23 protein-coding genes and 1 tRNA gene are annotated in these 23812 nt (G+C 43.4%); 19 read left to right on the top strand and 5 right to left on the bottom strand.

The window, feature by feature from the left end; genetic code table 11:
* Positions 1-5: 5 nt before the first annotated feature.
* The 6 genes from V7M78_RS12715 (at position 6) to lysS (ending at position 5857) form a co-directional block, all read left to right on the top strand.
* The gene (locus V7M78_RS12715; RefSeq protein ID WP_333650075.1) at positions 6-1061 is read left to right on the top strand and encodes a zinc-binding alcohol dehydrogenase family protein; all 1056 of its coding nucleotides are present in this window, start codon (positions 6-8) and stop codon (positions 1059-1061) included.
* A gap of 288 nt (positions 1062-1349) precedes the next feature.
* Positions 1350-2357: a LacI family DNA-binding transcriptional regulator gene (locus tag V7M78_RS12710; RefSeq protein WP_333650073.1), complete on the top strand. Its 1008-nt coding sequence runs from the start codon at positions 1350-1352 to the stop codon at positions 2355-2357.
* A gap of 93 nt (positions 2358-2450) precedes the next feature.
* A complete protein-coding gene (locus V7M78_RS12705; RefSeq protein ID WP_333650071.1) occupies positions 2451-2807 on the top strand; it encodes a DUF6145 family protein in 357 nt (118 codons plus the stop codon).
* Positions 2804-3775 carry a tRNA dihydrouridine synthase DusB gene (dusB, locus tag V7M78_RS12700; RefSeq protein ID WP_333650069.1) on the top strand — a complete coding sequence of 324 codons (972 nt, stop codon included), beginning with the start codon at positions 2804-2806 and terminating at the stop codon, positions 3773-3775. The genes V7M78_RS12705 and dusB overlap by 4 nt, the downstream gene beginning before the upstream one ends.
* A 72-nt stretch (positions 3776-3847) precedes the next feature.
* Entirely contained in the window at positions 3848-4330 is a 483-nt protein-coding gene (gene greA / locus V7M78_RS12695; protein ID WP_158376212.1) for a transcription elongation factor GreA, read from the top strand.
* Between the two features lie 60 nt (positions 4331-4390).
* Positions 4391-5857 carry a lysine--tRNA ligase gene (gene lysS / locus V7M78_RS12690; protein ID WP_442914655.1) on the top strand — a complete coding sequence of 489 codons (1467 nt, stop codon included), beginning with the start codon at positions 4391-4393 and terminating at the stop codon, positions 5855-5857.
* 255 nt (positions 5858-6112) lie between these two features.
* Here lysS and def read toward each other — a convergent pair whose 3' ends face one another.
* The gene (gene def / locus V7M78_RS12685; protein ID WP_333650064.1) at positions 6113-6568 is read right to left on the bottom strand and encodes a peptide deformylase; all 456 of its coding nucleotides are present in this window, start codon (positions 6566-6568) and stop codon (positions 6113-6115) included.
* Complete coding sequence (locus V7M78_RS12680; protein ID WP_333650062.1) at positions 6549-6803, bottom strand: helix-turn-helix transcriptional regulator; 255 nt, start codon at positions 6801-6803, stop codon at positions 6549-6551. Before V7M78_RS12680 ends, def begins: the two co-directional genes overlap by 20 nt.
* Positions 6804-7285: 482 nt before the next feature.
* Here V7M78_RS12680 and V7M78_RS12675 point away from each other — a divergent pair.
* From V7M78_RS12675 to V7M78_RS12665, 3 genes are all read left to right on the top strand, one after another.
* Positions 7286-7358, top strand: a tRNA-Lys gene (locus tag V7M78_RS12675).
* A gap of 33 nt (positions 7359-7391) precedes the next feature.
* Positions 7392-8594: an RtcB family protein gene (locus V7M78_RS12670; protein ID WP_333650060.1), complete on the top strand. Its 1203-nt coding sequence runs from the start codon at positions 7392-7394 to the stop codon at positions 8592-8594.
* Between the two features lie 43 nt (positions 8595-8637).
* Complete coding sequence (locus V7M78_RS12665) at positions 8638-8889, top strand: helix-turn-helix transcriptional regulator (RefSeq protein WP_333650058.1); 252 nt, start codon at positions 8638-8640, stop codon at positions 8887-8889.
* Between the two features lie 73 nt (positions 8890-8962).
* Here V7M78_RS12665 and V7M78_RS12660 read toward each other — a convergent pair whose 3' ends face one another.
* The gene (locus V7M78_RS12660; RefSeq protein WP_333650056.1) at positions 8963-9862 is read right to left on the bottom strand and encodes a LysR family transcriptional regulator; all 900 of its coding nucleotides are present in this window, start codon (positions 9860-9862) and stop codon (positions 8963-8965) included.
* 164 nt (positions 9863-10026) lie between these two features.
* On the opposite strand from V7M78_RS12660, the gene V7M78_RS12655 reads away from it, so the two are divergent.
* From V7M78_RS12655 to V7M78_RS12635, 5 genes are read left to right on the top strand one after another with little or no spacing between them, the layout of a single operon-like run.
* Positions 10027-11664, top strand: a complete 1638-nt coding sequence (locus tag V7M78_RS12655; protein WP_333650054.1) for an ABC transporter substrate-binding protein — start codon at positions 10027-10029, stop codon at positions 11662-11664.
* Positions 11665-12666 (top strand): ABC transporter permease, encoded by a 1002-nt coding sequence (locus V7M78_RS12650; RefSeq protein WP_333650052.1) that lies wholly within the window; start codon positions 11665-11667, stop codon positions 12664-12666.
* Positions 12650-13510, top strand: coding sequence for an ABC transporter permease (locus V7M78_RS12645; RefSeq protein ID WP_442914652.1), 861 nt, complete (start codon positions 12650-12652; stop codon positions 13508-13510). The genes V7M78_RS12650 and V7M78_RS12645 overlap by 17 nt, the downstream gene beginning before the upstream one ends.
* A gap of 10 nt (positions 13511-13520) precedes the next feature.
* Complete coding sequence (locus V7M78_RS12640; RefSeq protein ID WP_333650048.1) at positions 13521-14369, top strand: ABC transporter ATP-binding protein; 849 nt, start codon at positions 13521-13523, stop codon at positions 14367-14369.
* Positions 14366-14965, top strand: a complete 600-nt coding sequence (locus V7M78_RS12635) for an ABC transporter ATP-binding protein (protein ID WP_333650046.1) — start codon at positions 14366-14368, stop codon at positions 14963-14965. The genes V7M78_RS12640 and V7M78_RS12635 overlap by 4 nt, the downstream gene beginning before the upstream one ends.
* 105 nt (positions 14966-15070) lie before the next feature.
* Here V7M78_RS12635 and V7M78_RS12630 read toward each other — a convergent pair whose 3' ends face one another.
* Positions 15071-15976, bottom strand: a complete 906-nt coding sequence (locus V7M78_RS12630; protein WP_333650044.1) for a cation transporter — start codon at positions 15974-15976, stop codon at positions 15071-15073.
* Positions 15966-16433 carry a MarR family transcriptional regulator gene (locus tag V7M78_RS12625; RefSeq protein ID WP_333650042.1) on the bottom strand — a complete coding sequence of 156 codons (468 nt, stop codon included), beginning with the start codon at positions 16431-16433 and terminating at the stop codon, positions 15966-15968. Before V7M78_RS12625 ends, V7M78_RS12630 begins: the two co-directional genes overlap by 11 nt.
* Positions 16434-16678: 245 nt before the next feature.
* On the opposite strand from V7M78_RS12625, the gene V7M78_RS12620 reads away from it, so the two are divergent.
* The 5 genes from V7M78_RS12620 (at position 16679) to V7M78_RS12600 (ending at position 23782) form a co-directional block, all read left to right on the top strand.
* Positions 16679-17122, top strand: coding sequence for a GNAT family N-acetyltransferase (locus tag V7M78_RS12620; RefSeq protein WP_333650040.1), 444 nt, complete (start codon positions 16679-16681; stop codon positions 17120-17122).
* 136 nt (positions 17123-17258) lie between these two features.
* Positions 17259-19244 (top strand): sensor domain-containing diguanylate cyclase, encoded by a 1986-nt coding sequence (locus tag V7M78_RS12615; protein ID WP_333650038.1) that lies wholly within the window; start codon positions 17259-17261, stop codon positions 19242-19244.
* 72 nt (positions 19245-19316) lie between these two features.
* Positions 19317-21035, top strand: a complete 1719-nt coding sequence (locus V7M78_RS12610) for an ABC transporter ATP-binding protein (protein ID WP_333650036.1) — start codon at positions 19317-19319, stop codon at positions 21033-21035.
* Between the two features lie 3 nt (positions 21036-21038).
* Positions 21039-22883 (top strand): ABC transporter ATP-binding protein, encoded by a 1845-nt coding sequence (locus V7M78_RS12605; RefSeq protein ID WP_333650034.1) that lies wholly within the window; start codon positions 21039-21041, stop codon positions 22881-22883.
* On the top strand, positions 22880-23782 hold the full coding sequence (locus V7M78_RS12600) for a LysR family transcriptional regulator (protein WP_333650032.1): 903 nt from the start codon (positions 22880-22882) through the stop codon (positions 23780-23782). The genes V7M78_RS12605 and V7M78_RS12600 overlap by 4 nt, the downstream gene beginning before the upstream one ends.
* Positions 23783-23812 lie beyond the last annotated feature (30 nt).

Genomic DNA, 23812 nt, shown 5'->3' with positions numbered 1-23812 from the left:
ATATTATGAAAGCAGTTTATATTGTTGAGCCTGGCAAGGTGGAAATCAGAGAAATTGAAAAGCCGGTAAGAAAGCCGGGAGAAGCATTGCTTAAGGTTTTATATGGAGGTATCTGCGGCAGTGATTTAGGTTCCTACAGAGGAACATTTGCCTATTTTGATTACCCAAGAATTCCCGGACATGAGTTCAGTGCGGAAATCGTTGAGGTGGATGAGGACAATGAGTACGGCTTGAAAAATGGAATGGTCGTTACCTGCAATCCTTATTTTAACTGCGGTACCTGCTATAGCTGCCAAAAGGGACTTGTCAATGCCTGCATGGATAACCAGACCATGGGCTGCCAGAGAGACGGTGCATTCTGCGAATATATCACCATGCCGCTGGAGAGAATTTTTGACGGAAAAGGAATTCCTGCCAAGGTTCTGGCAGCCATCGAGCCTTTCTGTATCGGATACCACGGCATCCAGCGTGCTGGAATCAAAAAAGGCGATAAGGTACTGGTTGTCGGCTCCGGAACCATCGGCGTTCTGGCTGCTATCGCTGCAAAAGCTCTTGGCGGCGAAGTATATATGGCTGATGTGGCAAAAGCGAAACTGGATTATGCCATGGAAAGCTTTGGATTTGCCGGAACCATCTTAAATGACGGCCCGGATGCCCTTGATAAAGCGACTAAGGAGATTACCGGAAGCATTAATATCAACGGCAATGAGGCTGCTTACGGATTTGACGTGTGTATTGAAGCGGTAGGACTTCCTTCCACCTTCCAGAACTGTATCGATGCTGCGGCATTCGGAGGAAAAGTGGTTATTATCGGCGTAGGCAAGAAGAATCTGGACTTTAACTTCACCATGATTCAGAAGAAAGAGCTGGATGTTTACGGAAGCCGTAATGCTATGAACAAAGATTTCATTGAATTGATTGATATTGTAAAAGAAGGCGGTGTAAACTTAGAGAAAGTAATCACCGATGAATACCCATATGAAGAGGCCGCAAAGGCCCTTGAAGATTTCAGCACCAACGGAGCTGATATGCTGAAAGTTATTTTAGATTTCACAAAATAGGCATTTATGAAATGCTGCATGGTCCATTTGGGGCACCTTCTTTACAGAGGGTGTCCCAAGGACTTTTTTAACTTGATTGAGCCCTGTTTTCTATTCTGAAAAATGAATAATAATACTTGCTTTATAGACAAGCATCCGATATAATAAACGAGAAAAGTGTAAGTGCTTACACGGTTATTTTTTAAAGAAATTGAAACTCAGGGTAAAAACGCAGGCATAATCTGACAGCAAAGCCGTTTTACCCCCTTTTTATTATAAAAGTTTAATGATGTAAGAGGAACTGCCAGGATGAATATTTATGACATTGCAGCGCTTGCAGGAGTTTCCATTGCCACTGTGTCACGGGTGGTCAATGACAGTCCGCGGGTAAGTGAAAAAACGAAACAAAGGGTCAGGGAGATTATGGTGGCCAATGATTATACACCAAACGTATTCGCCAGGGGTCTGGGTCTTGATTCCATGAAGACCATCGGAATCCTGTGCCCTGATGTGTCGGATGCCTATATGGCTGCGGCAGTAGCCCATTTAGAGAGCCGTATGCATGAATACGGCTATGACTGCATCTTGTGCTGCAGTGGTTTTGAACAGTCAACCAGAGAAAAGTATGTCAGCCTTCTCCTTGCAAAAAGGATTGACGCCCTGATTATGGTAGGTTCTACTTATGCCGGTTCCGGGAAAAAAGGAGAAAAGCCCAAATACGTCTGCGATGCGGCAAAGCAGGTGCCAGTATTTATAATCAACGGCCACCTTGACTGTGAAAATGTATACTGTGCCTATGGAGACGACTATCAGGCCACCTTTGACGTGACCAGCCAGATGCTTAAAATGGGACGGAAGAGGGTTCTGTTCCTTTGTGATTCTTATTCTTACAGTGCCGCCCAGAAGCTGCGCGGTTATGAGTCCGCATGGAAGGCAGAAGGGCTGACGGCTCCCGGAGATTTAAAGCTCTATGTAAAGAACCGGATTCATACGGTCCGGGACATTCTCTTAGAGCGGAGAGACTTAAGCTTTGACGGTGTGGTTGCCACCGATGACGGACTTGCCGTGGGCGCCATTAAGTATGCCAACGCCAGGGGCCTGGCAGTTCCCCGGGATATGTGCATTACAGGCTTTAATAACTCCACTCTTTCCGTCTGCTGTGAGCCGGAGCTGTCCTCCATTGATAACCAGGTGGAAAATCTCTGCAATATTACGGTATGCAATATGATGGCAGTTCTTCACGGGGAAGGAGCGGCAGTGAGCCGGGATACCCGGGTGGCCTGCTGCCTGGTGAAACGCAGCACCACTGATTTTTAGGCTATTGTCATTTCTTTTCCCCTGTGTTAAAATAAAAAACCGGTATATAATATGAAAGAAAATTAATCCATTGAAAGAACGGTGTGGGAAGATATGGAATACGATGAAGGTAAGGTGGTGCTGTGCGGCGCCAATTCATATGAACGGAAATATTATTTAAACCAGCAGTTTTCAGGCCTTCCTGAGAGCATCAAGCAGGAACTTCAGATCATGTGTGTTCTTTATACGGAGGATGTGGGAGGAGTTCTTGTTTTAGAGTTCGACCAGGATGGAACCTTGGAATTTAAGGTGAATGCAGAGGAAAGCGACTATCTCTTTGATGAAATCGGAAGCGTGTTAAAGATCAAGCAGTACCGGAGAGAAAAGAGAGAGCTTTTGGAGTCCTTGGAGATGTACTACAGGGTATTTTACCTGGGAGAAGAACTGGAAAGCGGAGATATAGATAAGTGAAGTTTAAAATCGGAGATGTGACATTTGACAACAATCTGATGCTTGCACCGATGGCAGGGGTTACGGACCTGCCATTTCGTCTGCTTTGCAGGGAACAGGGGTGCGGCCTGGCGGTTACGGAAATGGTCAGCGCCAAAGCAATTTTATATAAAAACAGGAATACGAAGGAGCTGATGGAGGTGGCCGAAAACGAAGGCCCTGTAGCCCTCCAGTTGTTTGGCTCTGATCCTGAGATCATGGCCCGTATTGCAGCCCAGGTGGAATCAGGCCCTTATGCATTTTTGGATGTGAACATGGGCTGTCCTGTTCCGAAGATTGTGAACAACGGCGAAGGTTCTGCGCTTATGAAGGATATGAAGCTGGCTGAACGGATTTTGACCGCCATGGTAAAAACGGTAAAAAAACCGGTTACGGTCAAATTCCGGAAGGGCTTTACAGAGGAAGACGTCAATGCAGCGGAATTTGCCAAAATGGCTGAAAGCTGCGGAGTGGCGGCAGTGGCCGTCCATGGAAGAACCAGGGATCAGTATTATTCAGGAAAAGCAGACTGGCATATTATAAGGAAGGTAAAGGAATCCGTAGCCATTCCTGTCATAGGTAATGGTGATGTGTTTCATCCTGAAGATGCAAAGGTACTTATGGAACAGACCGGATGCGACGGAGTGATGATTGCCAGGGGAGCCAAGGGAAACCCCTGGATATTTTCCAGAACTCTTCATTATCTGGAGACCGGAGAAATTCTTCCGGGGCCTGCTCCAGGTGAAATCAGCCGGATGATTCTGCGCCATGGAACGTTGTTGTCAGAGCACAAGGGAGAGGAAACTGCCATGCGTGAAATGCGAAAGCATATGGCGTGGTATACAGCCGGACTTCCCCATTCAGCCAGGCTGAGAAACGATATCAACCAGGTGGGAACATTGGACGAATTAAGGCGGTTTGTGGAAGAAAGAATCGGGTACGATTCTTGACATTTTAAGATGTTTAAGCTATAATATTTGGAATGCCAATGAGCGAGTAAGTAACCAGGAGGAATTGAAACCATGGTAGACAAGAAAAATATTTTAACATATGAAGGCCTTAAAAGATACGAGGATGAACTTCATACTTTAAAGGTAGTAAAAAGAAAAGAAGTTGCTCAGAAAATTAAGGAAGCCAGAGAACAGGGCGACTTATCTGAGAACGCAGAATACGATGCTGCCAAGGATGAGCAAAGAGACATTGAGCTGCGCATTGAAGAGCTGGAGAAGCTTCTTAAAAATGCAGAAGTAGTGGTTGAGGACGAAATCGACTTAGATAAAATCAACATTGGCTGCAAGGTAAAGGTCTACGATGTGGATGAAGACGAAGAAATGGAATTCAAGATCGTTGGTTCCACAGAAGCAAACAGTCTTCAGAATAAAATTTCCAACGAATCCCCGGTGGGTCATGCGTTGATGGGTAAACAAGTAGGAGATGTAGTTGACGTAGAGACACAGTCAGGCGTAATCCAGTATAAAGTGCTGGAAATCCAGAGAGTGTCTTAGTTCATATAGTTCACAAAGGAGCGAATACAGGTGGCAGAAAATCAGAACCAGAATCAGGTTATGGAAGAGGACTTAAACCATTTGCTGAAGGTGCGTCGTGAAAAGCTGGCGGAACTTCAGGAAGGCGGAAAGGACCCGTTTAAAATTACAAAGTACGATGTCAGTGCACACAGCGCTGATATTAAGGAACATTATGAGGAATGGGAAGGAAAAGAAGTATCCATCGCAGGACGTTTGATGTCCAAACGTGTGATGGGAAAGGCTTCTTTTTGTAATGTACAGGACTTAAAGGGCAGCATCCAGTCCTATGTAGCCAGAGACAGCATTGGAGAAGAGGAATACAAGGAATTCAAGAAGCTGGATATTGGCGATATCGTAGGTATTAAGGGTACTGCTTTTACGACGAAGACAGGAGAGGTTTCCATTCATGCGGAAAGCGTTTCCCTGCTTACTAAGAGTCTTCAGGTTCTTCCGGAGAAGTTCCATGGTTTGACCAATACAGATCTCCGTTACAGACAGAGATATGTGGATCTGATCATGAATCCTGAGGTGAGGGACACATTTGTAAAGCGTTCCCAGATTATTAAGTCTATCCGCGATCATTTGGATGACCAGGGCTTTATGGAGGTAGAAACTCCCATGCTGGTTGCCAATGCAGGCGGTGCTGCGGCAAGACCTTTCGAGACTCATTACAATGCTCTTGATGAGGATGTGAAATTGAGAATTTCTCTGGAGCTTTATTTGAAGAGATTGATTGTAGGCGGCCTGGAGCGTGTTTATGAGATCGGACGTGTTTTCCGTAATGAAGGCGTGGATACCCGCCATAATCCGGAATTTACACTGATGGAGCTGTATCAGGCTTATACTGATTACCACGGCATGATGGATCTGGTTGAGAATCTGTTCCGTTCTGTGGCGCTCAATGTGCTTGGAACGGCTGTGGTGAGTTATGATGGTGTGGAGATTGATTTGTCAAAGCCATTTGAGCGTATTACCATGGTGGATGCGCTGAAAAAATATAAGGGTATTGATTTTACGACTATTCGTACTGATGAGGAAGCAAAGGCATTGGCGGATGAGCATCATATTGAATATGGGGCTCATCATAAGAAGGGTGATATTCTCAGCATGCTTTTTGAGGAGTTTGTGGAGGAGCATCTGGTTCAGCCTACCTTTATCATGGATCATCCGGTGGAGATTTCTCCTCTTACCAAGAAAAAGCCTGATGACCCGGATTATACAGAGCGTTTTGAGCTGTTTATCACAAAGAGGGAAATGGCCAATGCTTATTCTGAGTTAAATGATCCACTGGATCAGATAGAGCGTTTTAAGGCTCAGGAGGCGCTGCTGGCAGCAGGTGATGAGGAAGCTAACAGTATGGATGATGATTTTGTCAATGCGTTGATGATCGGAATGCCGCCTACGGGAGGAATTGGAATCGGAATTGACAGGTTTGTTATGCTGTTGACGGATTCTTATGCGATCAGGGATGTGTTGTTGTTCCCGACGATGAAGTCACTTAATTAAAAAAGCCAGTGTTTATGCGGGTTTAAAGCATCTGTTATCAGGATTCAGCAACAAGAATTCAGCAACTTTTGAACGAATAATAGGTCATAATACGCCTATTAATGTTCAGCGTTGTGCGAATCCGATCAAATATTGTATTTTAGGGACATTTTTCTAAGAGAAATTTTAGGGGAATGTCCTTTTTTGTTACGATCAATAAATAAAAAAACGACAGTTTTGATTGTTATTTCAAAACCGCCATTGAATGGATATGTATTATATTTCTGTTAATTCCTCAGCTTTATCAATAAATACCAAGCCATCTAAATGGTCAATCTCATGACATAAACACTTTGCCATGAAGTCAGTACCTTCAAGTATAATTTCTTCTCCTTTTTCATTCAGTGCCCTTACTGTTACCTTTTGGGGACGATGTACTTTTCCCCATAGACCGGGAAAACTCAAACACGCCTCTGGTTCAAACTTGTCGCCCTCTGCTGAAATAATTTCTGGATTTATCAGCTTTAACACACCATTTTCTGTATCTACAACAACCAATCTTCTTAAAATACCGATTTGATTTGCTGCCAATGCTCCGCCATTAGGGGTGCTGTGCAGTGTTTCAACCATATCATCAAGGATTTCCTGTATTCTCTCCGTTATCTTTTCAACAGGCTTACACTTTTTTCTTAAAATTTCATCCTCAAACATTCTAATTTGCCGCAATACCATTTTTTACACCTCTGCTAAAATCTGCCCGTGATTTTCTTTCGCTTTCTTCAAACAAAAACACGTTTTCTATTGGCTGGTTAAATACTCTTGCAATATCATATGCCAGCCAGATTGACGGTTCATTTTTTTCTGTTTCAAGTGCATTAATTGCTTGGCGGGATGTGCCGACCATTTTGCCAAGTTGTTCTTGTGTAAGACCAACTGCTTCCCGCAACGCTTTGATTCTATTTTTCATAAGTCACCTCCCAATGTAATGTTGACCTTACAATATTCTATCATGACTTTTTCTTTGAGTCAAGTTAACCTTACAATGAATTGTGGTATTGTTAAGGAGAAACGGTTTAATTTCGTCACGGCCTGTTCCTTCACCTTCAGATTTTATACCACAAGTATAATGACAGATTAAGAAATTCATGTTATAGTACGATCATAGAAAGAAAAAGCGGACGGAAAGAGCCTGGAAAGGAAATAAAAATGAACATATCAATCAATACTTTATATTATCTTAATAATGAACGACATGAGCAGACACTGGATAAAAAACAGAGTCTTAATTTGGTGCGTCCATATAAGGTAAAAGAAGGTCGATTGAAATGTTCGGATATAGGACTGTGTGCTGACAGCATACAGTGAAATAGCACATGAACTTTCGGTATTAGCCGCTTATCTTGTATGGGAAAATTTCCACAAGATTGGCGGTATTTTTTTGTGCAATCAGCTCCATTAGCTCAGTTGGAAGAGCACTCGACTTTTAATCGAGGTGTCGTGAGTTCAAATCTCATATGGGGCATTCCCATGGTAAGTTGTCACAGGAGGAAATAAAATGCTAGAAATAAAAGGAAAAGTAAATACAGCCCTATGCTACGCCAAAGTAGTGGAGGATGAAGCAATTGAGCAAATCCGCAGAATGTGTGATTATGAGTTTACAGAAGGAAGCAAGATCCGCATTATGCCGGATGTTCATGCCGGAAAAGGCTGCACCATTGGAACTACAATGACGATTGTAGATAAAGCAGTTCCTAATATTGTTGGAGTGGACATCGGATGCGGCATGTATACTGTAAATATTGGTACAGAAGATATTGATTTCACCAAATTGGATGAGGCGGCTCATTTTATCCCATGCGGAATGAACGTGTGGGAGGGCAGGCAGGAACGATTCGATTTAACGGAACTTCGCTGTTACAGAAGCCTTAAAGATACGAAACGCTTGGAACGAAGCCTTGGCACTTTAGGCGGAGGCAATCACTTTATTGAAGTGGATCAGGCACAAGATGGAACAAAATATCTTGTGATTCATTCAGGAAGCAGAAATCTTGGTAAGCAGGTGGCAGAAATCTATCAGCAGCTTGCTATTGACTTAAATAAGGGAAAAGATACCTATTTCCAACAGAGAGATGAGATTATCCAGACCTATAAGTTCGCGGGAAGACGCAAAGACATACAGGCAGCGCTGAAAGAAATATCATGGGATAAAAGAGAGACAACGATACCGGAGGACTTGTGCTATCTATATGGAATCTATTTTGAGGATTATCTGCACGATGTGGAAATCTGTCAGCATTTTGCAAGACAAAATCGTGAGAAAATGGCCGAAGTCGTTCTGGAGAGAACCGGAATCCATGGCACAGACGGTTTTCACACCATTCATAATTATATTGATACAGAAGAGATGATTTTAAGAAAGGGAGCCATAGCTGCCCATAAAGGTGAAAAGGTACTGATTCCTATTAATATGAGAGACGGAAGCGTGCTGGCAGTTGGCAAGGGAAATCCGGACTGGAATTTCTCGGCACCACATGGAGCGGGACGATTGATGTCACGTAGAAAAGCAAAAGAAAGTTTGTCTATGGATGAATATAAGAAGATGATGGAAGGGGTTTATACAACTTCTGTTAATGAATCCACATTGGATGAAGCCCCTATGGCATATAAGTCATTGGCAGATATCATAGATGTGATTAAAGAATCCGTAGATGTCATTGATATAATGAAACCAATATATAATTTTAAGGCATCTGACTAGAACAATTCTGTTCCGGTCAGTTCCGGAACAGGAGGAAAATGAAATGTTTACAATCCCGGCCATTGATATGGCCAAGACGGGGCAGAATATTGCAGATTTAAGAGCGAAGGCAGGATTGTCTGTGAAGGATCTTCAGGATATTTTCGGTTTTGCTACGCCCCAGGCAATTTACAAGTGGCAGCACGGAACGGCCTTGCCTACTATGGACAATATGGTTGTTCTGGCAGCAGTGTTTAACGTGAAGATCGATGATGTTTTGGCGACAACCGGCAGCCAGATGGGAGTCAGTGTCTGAATAAATAATGCCAGACTTACTATATTATAGAAACAACCCGGCAAGCTTATGAAGCTGCCGGGTTGTTTATGGCCTATTCTGCTCCGCAAATCGGGCAAGGCTCAGGAATCTGAAGAACATCCCGGAGCCATTTTATCCAATGACAGATTGTGGCATGCTTTTCATTATCACGTTTATAAATAATGTAATTTTCTAACGGCGGGAGTTGATTCCCTATTAAAGGGATATTAATCAAAGTCCCCTCCAGGAGTTCCTTTTCCACAAGTTTCTTTGGTAAAAAGGTGTATCGGTCACCTTTTTTTAGAAAAGGGACAATTTTCCCTCCCACGTCAATGTCCAGAGAAAAGAGGTGCTGCCTGGGGAATATCCAGTTTTCTGTTGCATGATCCAGAAAGCTGGAATACAGGATGGGCAGATTTTTAACCTCCCATATAGAAATGCCATTCATGTATCGGCTGTTATGGGCTCCTGTCACCAAAAGCATCTCATCGACATTGAACAATTGGCAGTAATAACCCGGATGATTATATGGGTGATGCGTAAAACCGATATCAAGCTCCCCGGTTCCTATGCTATGTATGATTTTCATTGAATGTCCCAAAACAATTCTGATTGCAATATCAGGATGCCTTTCTAAGTGATCTTCAAGATTATCTGCGATAAATGAATCATAAAAGTAATACACTGTTCCGACAACCAGCCTTTCTGAGAAAGTGCCTGCAAGGCTGGCTTGTTCTATTGCGTTGGCCTCCAGGCCGACAATTTTCTCGGCGTATTCCACCAACGCCTTTCCAGGCAGTGTTAACACGGCTGTCCCGTGATTACGTTTGAAAAGCTCTTTTCCAATTTCTTTTTCCAGTTCCCTGATTCGGATACTTACGGTAGACTGAGAGACAAAAAGATTTTGCGCTGTTTTGGTAAAGTTACCATTGCTTGCAAGGGCCAAAAAAGTCTTTAAGTATTCTATGTTCATGACTCTGCTCCAATCAACTATTAAAAATATCAATAGAATCAATCAATATAATTCGTTTTACAAATCATAACACAGTCTGTATAATAATTCAAGGTTAGCATCATCTAACTACAAGAAACTGTCTCATCATAAAAGAGGCAGTTTCATTTTAAGGAGGTTTTAAAATGAAAAGGATTTCTGTGTTTTTACTTTCGGTTGTAATACTTATGATAGCCGTGGGTTGCTCGAATACAGGGGGAGCCTCTCAAGAACCCTCATCTTCCCAGAATGCACAAGTTTCTTCTTCCGGGACCCCTGGTGTAAAAGAAATGGTGGTATCTGTTCGGGGTGAGCCCTCAAAGGGGTTTGATCCCGCTTTTGACTGGCCTGGTCTTGGAGAGGCTCTGTTTCAAAGCAAACTGGTTATTTTTGACAAGGATATGAATCTTGTAAACGATTTGGCAACAGAGCGTATTTGGAGTGAGGACGGAAATAAGCTGACAATAAAAATCCGCGACGATGCGCTTTGCTCGGACGGCGTAAAGCTGACGGCCAGCGATGTGGTTTTCACCTTTGAAAAGGTTCGGGAGACTACCTCTTATATCGACCTTTCCAACGTGAAGGAAGTGACGGCAGTTGACGATTATACGGTGGATTTTGTTTTAAACCATCCTGATTCAACCTTTGAATACACGCTGACAAGAATTGCTATTATACCAGAGCATGCCTACAGCGATAGCTACGGTCAAAACCCTATTGGAACCGGTCCTTATAAATTCGTAGAGTGGAAAAAGGGAGAAAAACTTATTATTGAAGCAAACCCCCTCTATTATGGCAAGAAGCCCAATATGGACAAAGTGACGTTTCTATATCTGGATATGGACGCCAGTTTTGCGGGAGCTAAGCGCGGTGAAATCGATGTTGCCAGAGTAAGCATGGCCTATAATCATCAGGAAATTCCAGGCTACACAAGGCGTAACATTGAAACCATGGACATTGTTTCCCTCAGCTTACCCACTGTTAAACGGGGTACATATGAAATGGAGGGTATTCCCATTGGAAATGATGTCACCTCCGATGCTGCCCTGCGCAGGGCATTGTCTTACGCTATGGACCGGGAGGGGATTTGTACCAATGCCCTCAACGGTGCTGCCCGTCCGGTCTATTCCCACAATCCCGGCATGCCTTGGGATAACGAGGCAAATAACATTAAAAATGCCGATATAGAAACTGCAAAGAAGATCCTCAAAGACGGCGGTTGGCAGGATGCCGACGGCGACGGTATTGTAGAAAAGGACGGAGTAAAAGCGCAGTTCACCCTGCTCTATACCCCTGGAGAGGTAGAGCGGCAGGCCGTTGTCCTGGGTGTGCAGGAAAGCGCAAAGAAAATCGGCGTCCAAATTGATTTAGTCTCCAAGCCCTGGGATGAGATCGCTCTTGAAAAGGGTATATACAGGGATGCCTATCTGTTTGGAAAGGGCGCAGACAGCCCGTTTGAAATCTATACCAACTTCAGCTCGGACCGTATTGCCAACTACAACACCAATTCCCCCAGTTATGGGAATGAGATTACGGATGATTATCTGAACAGGGCCATTAGAAGTACAGATCAGGCGGAGGCCCTTGAACTTTGGAAAAAAGCGCAGTGGGATGGCGAGCACGGAGTCAACTCTCTTGGTGATAGTCCGTTCATTCCGATGGTGGCTTTTCATCACACCTTCTTTATCCGTGATGGTGTGGAGATTGGTGAGTTTCGTCCTGCTCCCCATAGAGGTGCGTATTGGATCACCGTTGAAAATATCAAGGATTGGGAGAAGAAATAGATGTATGGAACCGGTAATATTATTAAATTTATCGTTAAAAATGCAATCCGGCTGCTGCTGGTCCTATTTGCAATCAGCCTTATTTGTTTTATACTCATGAAATTCTCGCCCATTGATCCCATAGTAGCCTATATGGGCGGGGAGCATTCCTCGCTGCCTCCGGAGCAAATCGAAGGCCTGCGGGAATATTGGGGAGTGAACGAAGGGTTTGTCACCCGCTACATAAAATGGATACAAGGGCTTTTGGAAGGCAATCTTGGTCATAGCATTGTCTATAATCTGCCGGTAAAAACAGTTATTATGGAAAAGGCCTCCGCCTCCTTGCTTTTAATGTTCACGGCATGGGTTTTATCGGGTGTGCTTGGATTTATTATGGGCGTTGCGGGCGCAATGAATGAAGGAAAGCTGACAGACCGGATCATTAAAATGTACTGCCTGACGCTGGCCTCTGCCCCTGTCTTTTGGGTGGGAATTCTTTTACTCATTGTTTTTTCAGTGAATCTCGGCTGGTTTCCCATTGGCCTCAGTGCGCCGATCAGCATAACATCAGCAGATGTCAGCCTGGGGCAAAAAATTTATCATTTGGTGCTGCCTGCGCTGACACTGAGCGTTACCGGCGTTGCCAGCATCGCTTTGCACACAAGACAAAAGCTGTTGGATATTATGGACAGTGACTATGCTCTGTTCGCTAAGGCCAGAGGAGAAAAGAAATGGATGCTGCTTAAAAGACATGGGCTGCGCAATATTTTACTGCCGGCAATCACACTGCAGTTTGGATCGCTGGCTGAAATTTTCGGCGGCTCCACCCTGGCTGAAACTCTTTTTTCTTACCCGGGTCTTGGAAACGCTGTAGTAGAGGCTGGAATTAAAAGCGATCTGTCCCTGTTGGTGGGAATTAGCTTATTTGCTGCGGCTTTTGTATTTGCGGGAAATCTGATTGCCAACGTTCTCTATGCTGTGGTAGATCCGAGAATTAGGGAGGGATATGCAAGTGAAAAATAATCATCCTGCAGGACCGGGTAAAACTGGATGGAACATACGGAAAAAAACCATCGCTTACATCTGTTTGTGTACTATGCTGCTATCCGTCATATTTATTTGTGGATATTTTCTTACAGAGGAACATATGCCGGTCAGCTTTGCCGAAAAAGGCTTAAAACCTTCGGCAGCCCATATTTTCGGAACTGATTGGTTTGGGCGGGATATGTTTTTACGGACCATTAAAGGACTCTCCCTCAGTATTTTCATCGGAGTCATCGCCTCTGTCAGCAGTGGAATTATTGCCATTGCAATCGGCGTGGCGGCTGCCGTTTGCGGGAAAAGGGTGGATGCCTTTATCGGCTGGCTGACGGATGTTTTTATGGGTATGCCCCATTTGATCTTTTTGCTGCTGGTTTCTTTTGTGACCGGAAAAGGCGCAAGAGGGATTATGATCGGCATTATCATTACACACTGGACCTATATTTCCCGTGTAATACGTGCCGAGGTACTCCAGCTCCGTTCGAGCCAGTATGTCAAAGCCGCAAAGGGCTTCGGCAAAAGCAACTGGCACATAGCAAAGGAGCATATGCTTCCGCATATCTTTCCCCAATTTTTCGTAGGACTCATTTTAATGTTTCCCCATGCCATTTTGCATGAGGCTTCCCTTACGTTCCTGGGATTCGGCCTTTCTCCTCATCAGCCGGGGATCGGGGTTATTCTGTCGGAGTCTTTAAATTATCTCAGCACGGGGCAGTGGTGGATTGCGCTGATGCCCGGATTATCTCTATTGCTCATTGTCCGCTTATTTGACATTCTGGGGGAAAGTGTGCAGGCGTTGTTTAATCCCCATAGAGCCCATGAATAGGAGGTGTGTAATGGAAAATCGTAAACCGCTGCTGGAGGTGCAGGACTTTGCTGTAGGCTTCCGTCAATATGTAAAAGGGCTGCGTCAGCGTGATGTTCAGGTCATTCACAATTTTACGCTGGATCTTTACCCAGGAGAAATTATGGCCATAGTAGGTGCAAGCGGTTCCGGGAAAAGCCTGCTTGCCCATTCGATTATGGGAATCCTGCCATCTAACGCCTATACCACAGGCAGTGTCCGGTTTAAAGGTGAGGAGCTTACCGAGGAACGCAAAGAGTTGTTAAGGGGAAAGGAGATTGCCCTTATCCCTCAATCGGTCGGTTATCTTGACCCTTTGATGAGAACAGGAAAGCAGATAGACAGTCCATTGGGCGGCATTAAAAATTCTGTAAAGGGATTTTTGAAAAAATTTGAGTTGTCCGAAAAAACAGAGCAGCTATACCCTTTTCAGCTTTCGGGCGGCATGGCGCGCAGAGTTCTGATCGGTACGGCGCTCACTTCCGGGGCGGATTTAATTATTGCCGATGAGCCCACCCCGGGGCTGCATCAGTCTGTAGTGGAAGAAACTCTCCAGACTCTTCGAGGTCTGGCTGACAACGGATGCGGTATCCTTTTGATTACTCACGATATTGACCTGGCATTCATTGTGGCTGATAAAATCGCCGTATTTAACAAGGGTGTTTCCGTAGAGGTCGCAGACGCCAAGGCCTTTGAGGCTTCCCCTGAAAACGTGAATCATCCGTACAGCAAGGCGCTTTGGCATGCCCTGCCGCAAAATGGATTTCAATCTGTTCGAGGCATGGATTATGGAGATCTAATTGATTTGCCATCTTCCAGTACATCCGGAGGTGACTTATGAAACTAGAAGCGAAAAATATATATTTTCAATATGTGAGCAGCAAGAGCTGGGTATTGGAAGATGTTTCTCTTGAGGTGAATTCCGGAGAGGTAGTAGGCTTGGTTGGAACAAGCGGGCGGGGGAAAAGCACTTTAGGAAAGATTTTAGCGGGGCAGACCTATCCTCAAAGAGGGGATGTCTTACTTGATGGAAAGAAACTTCCGGCTAAAACCTTTTCCCCGGTGCAGCTCATTTATCAGCATCCGGAGCTGTCGGTCAATCCCAAATGGAAAATGTCAAAAACTCTGCTTGAGGCCGGCGAATATGATGACGATTTGCGCCGTGATATGGGAATTCGGGAGGAATTCCTGAATCGGTGGCCCAACGAGCTGTCCGGCGGTGAGCTGCAGCGCATTTGTGTGATGCGCGCCTTGAAACCGCAGACAAAGTTTATCATTGCTGACGAAATCAGCACGATGCTGGATGTGCTGACACAGTCTCAGATATGGCACATTATTCTGGATTATGCAAAACAGCACAATATTGGAATTTTAGCGATTACGCACAATCAGTATTTGGCAGAAGCAATCTGCTCCCGTATTGTTCATTTAGATTAAAACGATGATTTCCCATGATCCAAATGCAGCCGGCATCATATTTTTATGCCGGCTGTATTTGCTATAGAAAGGTTATGCAGGCTCGAGTATGGTATTTTATATAAATCATGAAAACACAAAGCTGACTTTTGCATTTCCATATTCACCCGATAATATTTTTTCAATGGAGAGCGCTTTTTCATGCAGCTCACTTATACTACATAAATCATCCTTACCATTAAGCAGTACAATAACCCGAAGGCTCATGCCGATTTTATGAATTAAGCATTTTTTCATTTGAGTACTTTGGGGTAGGTTCTTTCGGATTACATCTTCAATCGCTGCCTTTATTTCGTCTTTTGTAACCACTCCGTCTGCTATTTCGATAAAGGCCTCCCGCAGAAGAATAAATGGCTCCTTAATGGAAAACAGCACCAATAAAATGGTAATGAAAAAATCCCCTGTATAGAGCAGGAAAGACAGTGGGCTGCTATTGTCAATGAACGAGATCGCAAAAGCAGCAAGGCCGATCCCGCCGGACATCAATCCATCCACCATAGTACTTTTCGTTTCCGCTTTTAATAGAATACTGGTATTTCCGATACGGTTGTTCTGGGTGCGGTAAAAAAAGAACAATGCACCGCAGAGGACTACCATAATAAGTTCATAAGGGATAATAGGGCCAATAAGCATTTTTTCGCCTGTGCCGCTGATAAAGTAAGCAATCGCCTTTTGTGAGACGCTGATGGAGGCAGCCCCTATTAAAAAAATCATGAGCAGGGATTTGAATACCACATAAATCGGTTCCAATACAAATAGCCCGTGGGGGAAGATCTCGCTTGTGTATTTGCTGCGTTTGGAAATGACTGCCGCAGCAATACCAGACAGCACTGTGACTAAAGTAAACATCGCATCCAGAAATAATGCCTCTATCCCGGTGGCAAAATACACACTTAAACCAGCGGCCCCCATAAGCAGGTTGGCTGCAATTCCAATTACAAGAGAGAAGTGTTCTCTTTTTTTAGGAGTCATTATCATCCCTCCTCTCACCATCTGCCATTTCTCCATATTGATTGTAATAATTGCTGAATGTATCCAGCATTTCACAAAAATGGTCTATTTCTTCGGTGGAATATTGCTTTTGAACTTGCTCCAAAGCATAATTTGCGGCTCGGTCAAGATTCTGAAATTCTTCCAGTATTTCGGGCCGCACAGTCAGATAAAAGACCCTGCGGTCCTTGTCACTCTGTTCCTTTTCCACCAGCCCCTGCTTTATCAGTTCGTTGACCTTTAACGTAACGGATGATTTGGCTACATGTAAAGCATTGGCTAAAAAGCTGACAGTGCAGTTTTTCGTATAGCTGATTAAATCAAGATATAGAAGACTGTTATAGGTTATGTTATCATATAGCCTGCTCTCGTTCATCATGCGGAGCTCATTCAGTATAATGTTATAATATAGCCGGTCAATGGCTTTGGCTGGATTCATAAAATTCTCCTATTAGTTAGATTATTATAGTTATAATTGCCTAACTAATTATAGGATAAAATAAGCTGATTGTCAATTGAGATATCCGGTAGGAGGTTGAAAAATTATCTTAACATTGAGAAAAAGCTTTACATTGGCATTTTCATTACATTGGCATTTTTTCGGTTTTGTTTGAATATTCGACGGTAAAATGGTATATTTAATTTCAATGAGTGGTGATATAATTCAGGAGGCGAATGATAATTATGAATTCATATGTTGTAGAAGAAGTGGAATTTGGCTCACAACGTTATAAACAAACTGTTTTGCTGCGTGACAGAGTTATGAGAAAGCCTTTGGGGCTTTCAATCAAAAATGATGATTTATCCTTTGAAAAACAGGCTACTGTGCTTGCTGTTTTTGAATCGGATACCATGATAGGAACAGGGATTCTTGTTTTTAAAGAGCAGGAAACTGCGAAGGTCTGCTTTTTATGTGTTGACCCTGATGTTCAAAAAGGTGGTGTGGGACGTGCCATTCTTGAGGATATTGAAAAGCGTGCATTACACCATGGCATTAAAAAGATATGTCTGGAATCACGTGTTTCCGCTAAAGATTTTTATAAAAAACTAGGTTATCATGAATATGGAGATGTTTATTTCATGAAAGAAGCTCCGGTTGAACACATTTGGATGGAAAAGGTACTATAATTTGATTTTTATAGAGAAGCGGCGTATGCTGCTTCTTTTATTTTTACTTAACCCTGGAAAAATATGAGTTAACATATTATAATCAATATAGCTGTTTTATAAAAAACAAGACCCCCCCTTTGGGAGAAGATATAACATGGAAAACACTGAACTGATTATGAAACCGGTAAAAGGAAATAATGAAGCCGCAGCAGACGGGGAAATAACTGAGTCCAAACTATTGCGCTGGTGTTTAAGAATCTTTATCATTCTTGCAATAATAAGTACTTTTCCCATGAATTTCACCCCTCCCCCAAAGGCTAAGGCAGGAATCATATATTTAACAAAATTACAGCTTGAACAAGCTACGGTTCCCCTGGACGGTCAGTGGGAGTTTTACTGGAACCGGCTTCTGGAACCGGGGGAATCAGTCTCCGATATAGGAGCCGGATATATTGATGTCCCAAGTTCATGGAATAAGTATACATTCAATAAAAGGACTTCCTTTGGAGACGGCTATGGCACCTACCGGCTGAGATTTGTAATTAATGAGGATACCAGATTAGCTTTAAAGATTCCAAGGCTGCGCACGGCATACAAACTTTGGGTCAATGGAGAATTGATTTCCTCGGCTGGGACAGTAGGGAAAACCAGAAATACAATGGTGCCTCAATATCTGACTAATATTTCTTTCTTTGATGCACTGCAGGGAGAGAATGAGATTTTAATTCAGGTCTCTAACTTTCATCACCGCAGCGGAGGAATTCTGGAAAGTTTAAGGATGGGGAGCGAAAATCAAATTCTCAGATTGAAAAATAAAAACATGGCCATTGAGCTTATTATATTTGGAAGCTTAACCTGTATTGGAATATACCATCTTGTTTTATTTTCATTCAGAAGAAAAAAGGAACGTTCAACCATGTATTTCGGGTTGTTTTGTATTTTTATTGCAATAAGGACGACTCTGGGAGGAGAATGCTTTTTTTGCTACTTTTTTCCAGAGTTCAGTTGGGAGATCTATCATAAAATACTGACATCCACTTATTATTTAGGGGTTCCTCTTATGCTGATGTTTTTCATGGAGATTTTCCCTGAATATTTTCATGACCGGATCATCAAAATCTCTCAAATAATGGCGCTGGTCTTTACCTCAATCCTTATTTTCACTCCTGCCAGAATTTTTACAGTTGTTAATATTTATTATCAGATATGGAGTATTGCCGTAATCATATACATATTCATCGCCTTGATCAGAATATCTGTCAATAAGGAAAAGGACTGCTGGATCATCAGTTTAGGTGCAGTGGCTCTGTTAATGAGCAGCATGAATGATATTGTTTTTTTCACCCCATGGGTGAGCGACAATGAACTTGCATTTTTAAAGCATTGGCTCAGAACCAACAACCTTACTTCGTTAGGGCAGTTTATTTTTGCCTGTATCAATTCATTATTAATAGCAAAGAGGTTTTCTGATGCCTTAGAACAAGAAGAGATTATAACTGCAAGGCTGACTGAAATGAATGCCCATTTAGATGATCTGGTTTTTCAGCGGACGAAAGATTTAGCAGAGTCCAACCGGAAAATCGAACATCAAAACCTTGAATTAGAAAAAAAGAATCAGGCTTTGCAGAAACTTTCTTTTAAAGATTCCTTAACAGGGATGTGGAACAGGCGAAAATATGACCAGATGATAGAAAAAGAATGGAACCGGTGTTTGAGATACCAAAGGCCCATGGCCTTATTGGTTCTGGATATTGATTATTTTAAACGGTTTAATGATTTTTATGGACATATGGCAGGCGATGAGTGTCTGGCTCAGATTGGGCAGGTTCTTAAGAGCTCTTTATCCCGTTCAACCGATATGGCAGCCCGTTACGGCGGAGAAGAGTTTGCAGTGCTGCTGCCTGAGACAGGTAAAGAAGAGGCAATCGAAATAGCCTCCATGCTGCGGCAGAAAATAGAGGATCTTAATATTCCCCATGAAAAATCCCTGGTAAACGGTTATGTAACTGTAAGCATAGGGGTCACTTCTGCGGTTCCTGATCTTAATTCTTCATATCAGGATCTGTTCAGTGCAGCAGACAAGGCTTTATACCAGGCAAAAGATGCCGGAAGAAATCAGGTTAAATTTTTATCGGAATAATCTGTTTCATTGCCAGGGCTTTCACAGCCCAGGTAATTAAATATGAGATCATAATGGAAGCAGGGACGAACTATGAAGCTTTATGGTAAATATTTCAGAAGATATAAAACGCCGTTTTTTACAGCCGTTTTGTGTGTAATACTGGAAGCAGTCTGCGATTTACTGGGGCCGACACTGATGTCCCGCATCGTAAATAACGGAATTGAAGACGGTTCTCTGACAAAGGTTTATTACTGGGGAATGCTGATGCTCTTTGTAACCTTGACAGGAGCCTGCTTTGCCATTTCGCGGAATATTCTGTCAAGCCGTGTTTCTCAAAAAATGGGAGCGGATTTGCGGGCAGATTTATTTGAGAAAATCATGTATTTTTCGGAAGTGAGTGCGGATAAGATTGAAAGCGGTTCACTCATAACCAGAATGACAAATGATACTTCTCAAATTATACAATTCGTAAATGGAGTGATGCGCATTTTCCTTAAGGCCCCCATTCTCTGCATCGGCAGCATTGTGCTGGCAAGCCTTCTCAACTTCCGGCTCAGTCTCATTATTTACGGAGTGGTGGCTGTCGTTACCGTTTTGATTTATATCAGCATGAAAATCAGCTATCCCAGATTCTATCAGCTCCAAAAGGCTATGGACCGGGTCAATTCAAAGGTACAGGAATATTTGATGGGTGTCCGGCTTGTCAAGGCATTTGGCACCTTTGAAAAAGAAACCGGTCAATTTGAAGAGGTTAACTGGAATTTAATGCAGAAGGGGATATCCTCTCAAATGGTCATTACAGTCATTTCACCTCTTTTGACCCTGGTTATGGGATTTGGAACAGTGATTGTGATTTATATTGGAAGCAGGCTGTTTAACCTGGATTTGGCTAATACGGGAGATATTACGGCATTTACAATCTATATGGCGCAAATACTCACTTCTCTGATTATGATAACCAATGTGTTCACCATATTCGTCCGTACCAAAGCGTCTACAGTCCGTATCAGCGAAGTATTTGACTGTGAAGAGGATTGTGAAAGAAGCGGTAAAGGCAGAAAACTGAGCGGAAAAATCACCTTTGAGCATGTTACCTTTGCCTATCCGGGCGGCAGCGGAGTTCCGGCAGTCAAGGATCTTTCTTTTTCCGTAAACAGCGGGGAAAGTCTTGCGATTATCGGTCCCACCGGAAGCGGTAAATCAACCCTTACCTGGCTGCTTCTTCGCTTTTACGATGCGGACAGCGGAAGAATACTTCTTGACGATTACGATATAAAAATGCTGGGAGCCGATGAGGTTCGGAGCAATATTGCGGTAGTTCCCCAAAAACCAATGCTGTTTTCAGGATCAGTAGCAGAAAATCTCAGATGGGGCGATAAACACGCAGCCATCGATGAGCTGCAGCAGGCAGCCCAAAAGGCACAGGCAGACTTTATTATGGAGATGTCCGACGGCTATGACAGCCTTCTTGGAAGCGGCGGAGTTAATTTATCCGGCGGGCAGAAGCAGCGCCTTTCCATTGCAAGGGGAATCTTAAAAAAAGCTCCTGTACTGATTTTAGATGATGCAACCAGTGCCTTAGATGCGGTAACAGAGGCAAAGGTGCGGGAAAACCTCAAGAATAAGGAGTTTAACCAGACCGTAATTATGATCACCCAGCGCTGCGGAACTGCCATGTCAGCAGATAAAATTCTGGTTATGGAGAATGGAAGGAAGGTGGGGTTTGGTACCCATCGGGATTTAATGGAGTCCTGCGAAATTTACCAGGACATCTATCACACGCAGATTGAAAGCAGCAGGGAGGCGTAATATATGGCAGCAAGATTCAGTCAGCAGCAGCCAAAGGGACCGGCCATAGGCCGGCGTTTTGGGGCCGCCGGAGAGCGTTTTATTCCGGGGGCAAAACCTAAAAATGCAAAAGGAACTCTGATCCGAATTGTTAAAATCTATATGCGGTGGGCGAAGACCATAATTGGGGCAATTGTTCTGACCGTGATTTCTTCCGCCATATCAGTCGCAATTCCATATTATGTGGGCGTAACCTTTAATACCTTTGATATAGCCCATAGGAGTGTGGACTCCGGCAGGCTGGTTTCCCTTCTCATTCTCATTCTAGGCTTATATGTGGTTAACTGGCTGCTCAGCTTAGTAAACGGTGTCATCATGCTTCGCATTTCACAGAAGCTGGTTTTTACCCTTCGCACGGAATTTTTTGAGAAAATGCAGAGACTTCCCCTTGGATTTTATGACACCCAGTCTCATGGGGATACCATGAGCAGAATTACAAATGATGTGGATAATATCAGCTCCACCATAGCACAGACGACCACACAATTGATATCCAGCATCTTAACCCTTATTGGCTCTCTGGCAGTTATGATCACCTTAAATCTGCCTCTCACCTTTGTGGTTTTGCTGTGCGTGCCTCTGGTTTCCCTGTTGACCAAAACCATTGCCGCCAAAAGCCGTGCTCATTTTCTGGAACAGCAGAGAAGTCTTGGAGGGCTTAACGGTGTCATTGAAGAGAATATTCTTGGTTTAAAAATGGTGAAAGCTTTTGACAGGCAAGAGGATACCATTTTACAGTTTAAAGAAATCAACGGGCGTTTAAGTGAAAGCAGTACCAATGCCCAGATTTGGTCCGGTTATATGATGCCGTTAATGAATGTGATTAATAATTTCGTATTTGCCGTGGTCGCCATCTTAGGCGGTATTTTATCCGTAAGCCATGGCTTGAAAGTGGGGACAGTCGTAAGCTTTTTAAGCTATTCAAAGCAATTTGCCCATCCTCTGAATTCAGTTGCAGGAATGTTTAATACCATACAATCCGCATTGGCCGGAGCTGAGCGGGTTTTTGAAATACTGGATTATGAGGAAGAAGCGAAAGACCGTCCGGATGCCATAGAAATCCAGAATCCGGTGGGAGAGGTTTCTTTTCATCAAGTGTGCTTTTCTTACAATAAGACAAAACCCATTCTTAAAAACGTCAGCTTTCACGTAAATCCGGGCGAGGTCATTGCATTAGTAGGAGAAACAGGTGCCGGAAAGACTACCATAGTCAATCTGTTAACCCGGTTTTATGATGCGGACAGCGGCGAGATTACCATTGATCACGTGCCGGTCACTCAGATCAAGAGGGACAGTCTGAGGCGCTGTTTTTCCGTAGTGCTTCAGGATACCAGCCTGTTCAGCGGAACCATTATGGACAATATACGGTATTCCAGAACTGACGCCACAGAGGAAGAAGTGATCAAGGCGGCGAAAATTGCCCATGCCCATGACTTCATTCATAAGCTTCCCAAAGGCTATGCCACCAATGTTTCCGCTGCTACCGATAATTTAAGCCAGGGGCAGAGACAGTTAATATCCATTGCCAGAGCGGTCCTTTGTGACAGCCCGATTTTGATTCTCGATGAAGCCACAAGCAGTGTTGATACGAAAACAGAGAAAGAGATACAAAAGGCCCTGGTCAGCCTTATGAAAAACCGCACCAGCTTTCTGATCGCTCACCGGCTTTCCACAATCCGGGATGCGGATCACATCATGGTGATTGGAGACGGACAGATTCTGGAAAGCGGTAATCATCAAAGCCTGATGAAGAAGCAGGGACGTTACTATGAAATGGTGATGAACCAGATGGGAAAGGTGCTGCAATGACGCTGCAAAATTTGAAATACATGGTTACGGTTGCGGAAACAGGGTCCATTACGGAAGCTGCCAGACAGCTTTTTATCTCCCAGCCCAGCTTATCCAATGCCATTAAGGAAGTGGAGAAGGAAGTGAAATTTGCGATTTTTTCCAGAAGCCGGGCCGGGATTGCTCTGACCAATGAGGGCATGGAGTTTATGGGATATGCCAGGCAGGTAATTCAGCAGATGGATTTGCTGGAAGATAAATTCATTACCAACCTTCCGAAAAAGCAGAGGTTTTGTGTTTCCACCCAGCACTATACGTTTACAGCCAATGCCTTTGTTGAAATGGTCAAGCAGTTTGGACAGGAGCGGTTTGAATTTATATTAAATGAAACACGGACTCATCAGGTTCTTGAAGATGTAAAGAACCGGTTCAGTGATCTGGGGATTATCTATATCAGCAACAGCAATGAAGTCGTCATCAGAAAAGCGCTGGAAGATTATAAGCTTACCTTTACGGAATTATTTACGGTCAGACCCCATGTTTTTTTGCGGGCAGAACATCCTTTGGCTCATAGGGTTTCTGTAAAACTGGAGGATTTAAAGGAATATCCCCGGCTGAATTTTCTTCAGGGAAATTATGAATCGGCTTATTTTTCCGAAGAGCTGTACAGTACAGTTCCGGCAGAAAAAAGCATAAAAGTCAATGACCGTGCTACAATCGGAAACCTGATGATTGGTCTGGATGGCTATACAATTTCCAGCGGCATTTTCCCCAGGTATTTGCAGGGGGATATGATCATTGCGATTCCTCTGGATGAAGATGAGCGCATGTGCATTGGTTATATTTTAAATGAAAACCAGGAATTATCCGAGCTGGGACAAATCTATATTTCTGCATTAGGAAAATATAATAAAAATTAAACATAGTTTAAAACTATGGAATAGCATATA

This window comes from Lacrimispora sp., assembly GCF_036758025.1.
Lineage (GTDB): Bacteria > Bacillota > Clostridia > Lachnospirales > Lachnospiraceae > Lacrimispora.
Note: the sequence above shows the minus strand (reverse complement) of the source record. Positions and strands in the feature narration are given on the sequence as shown.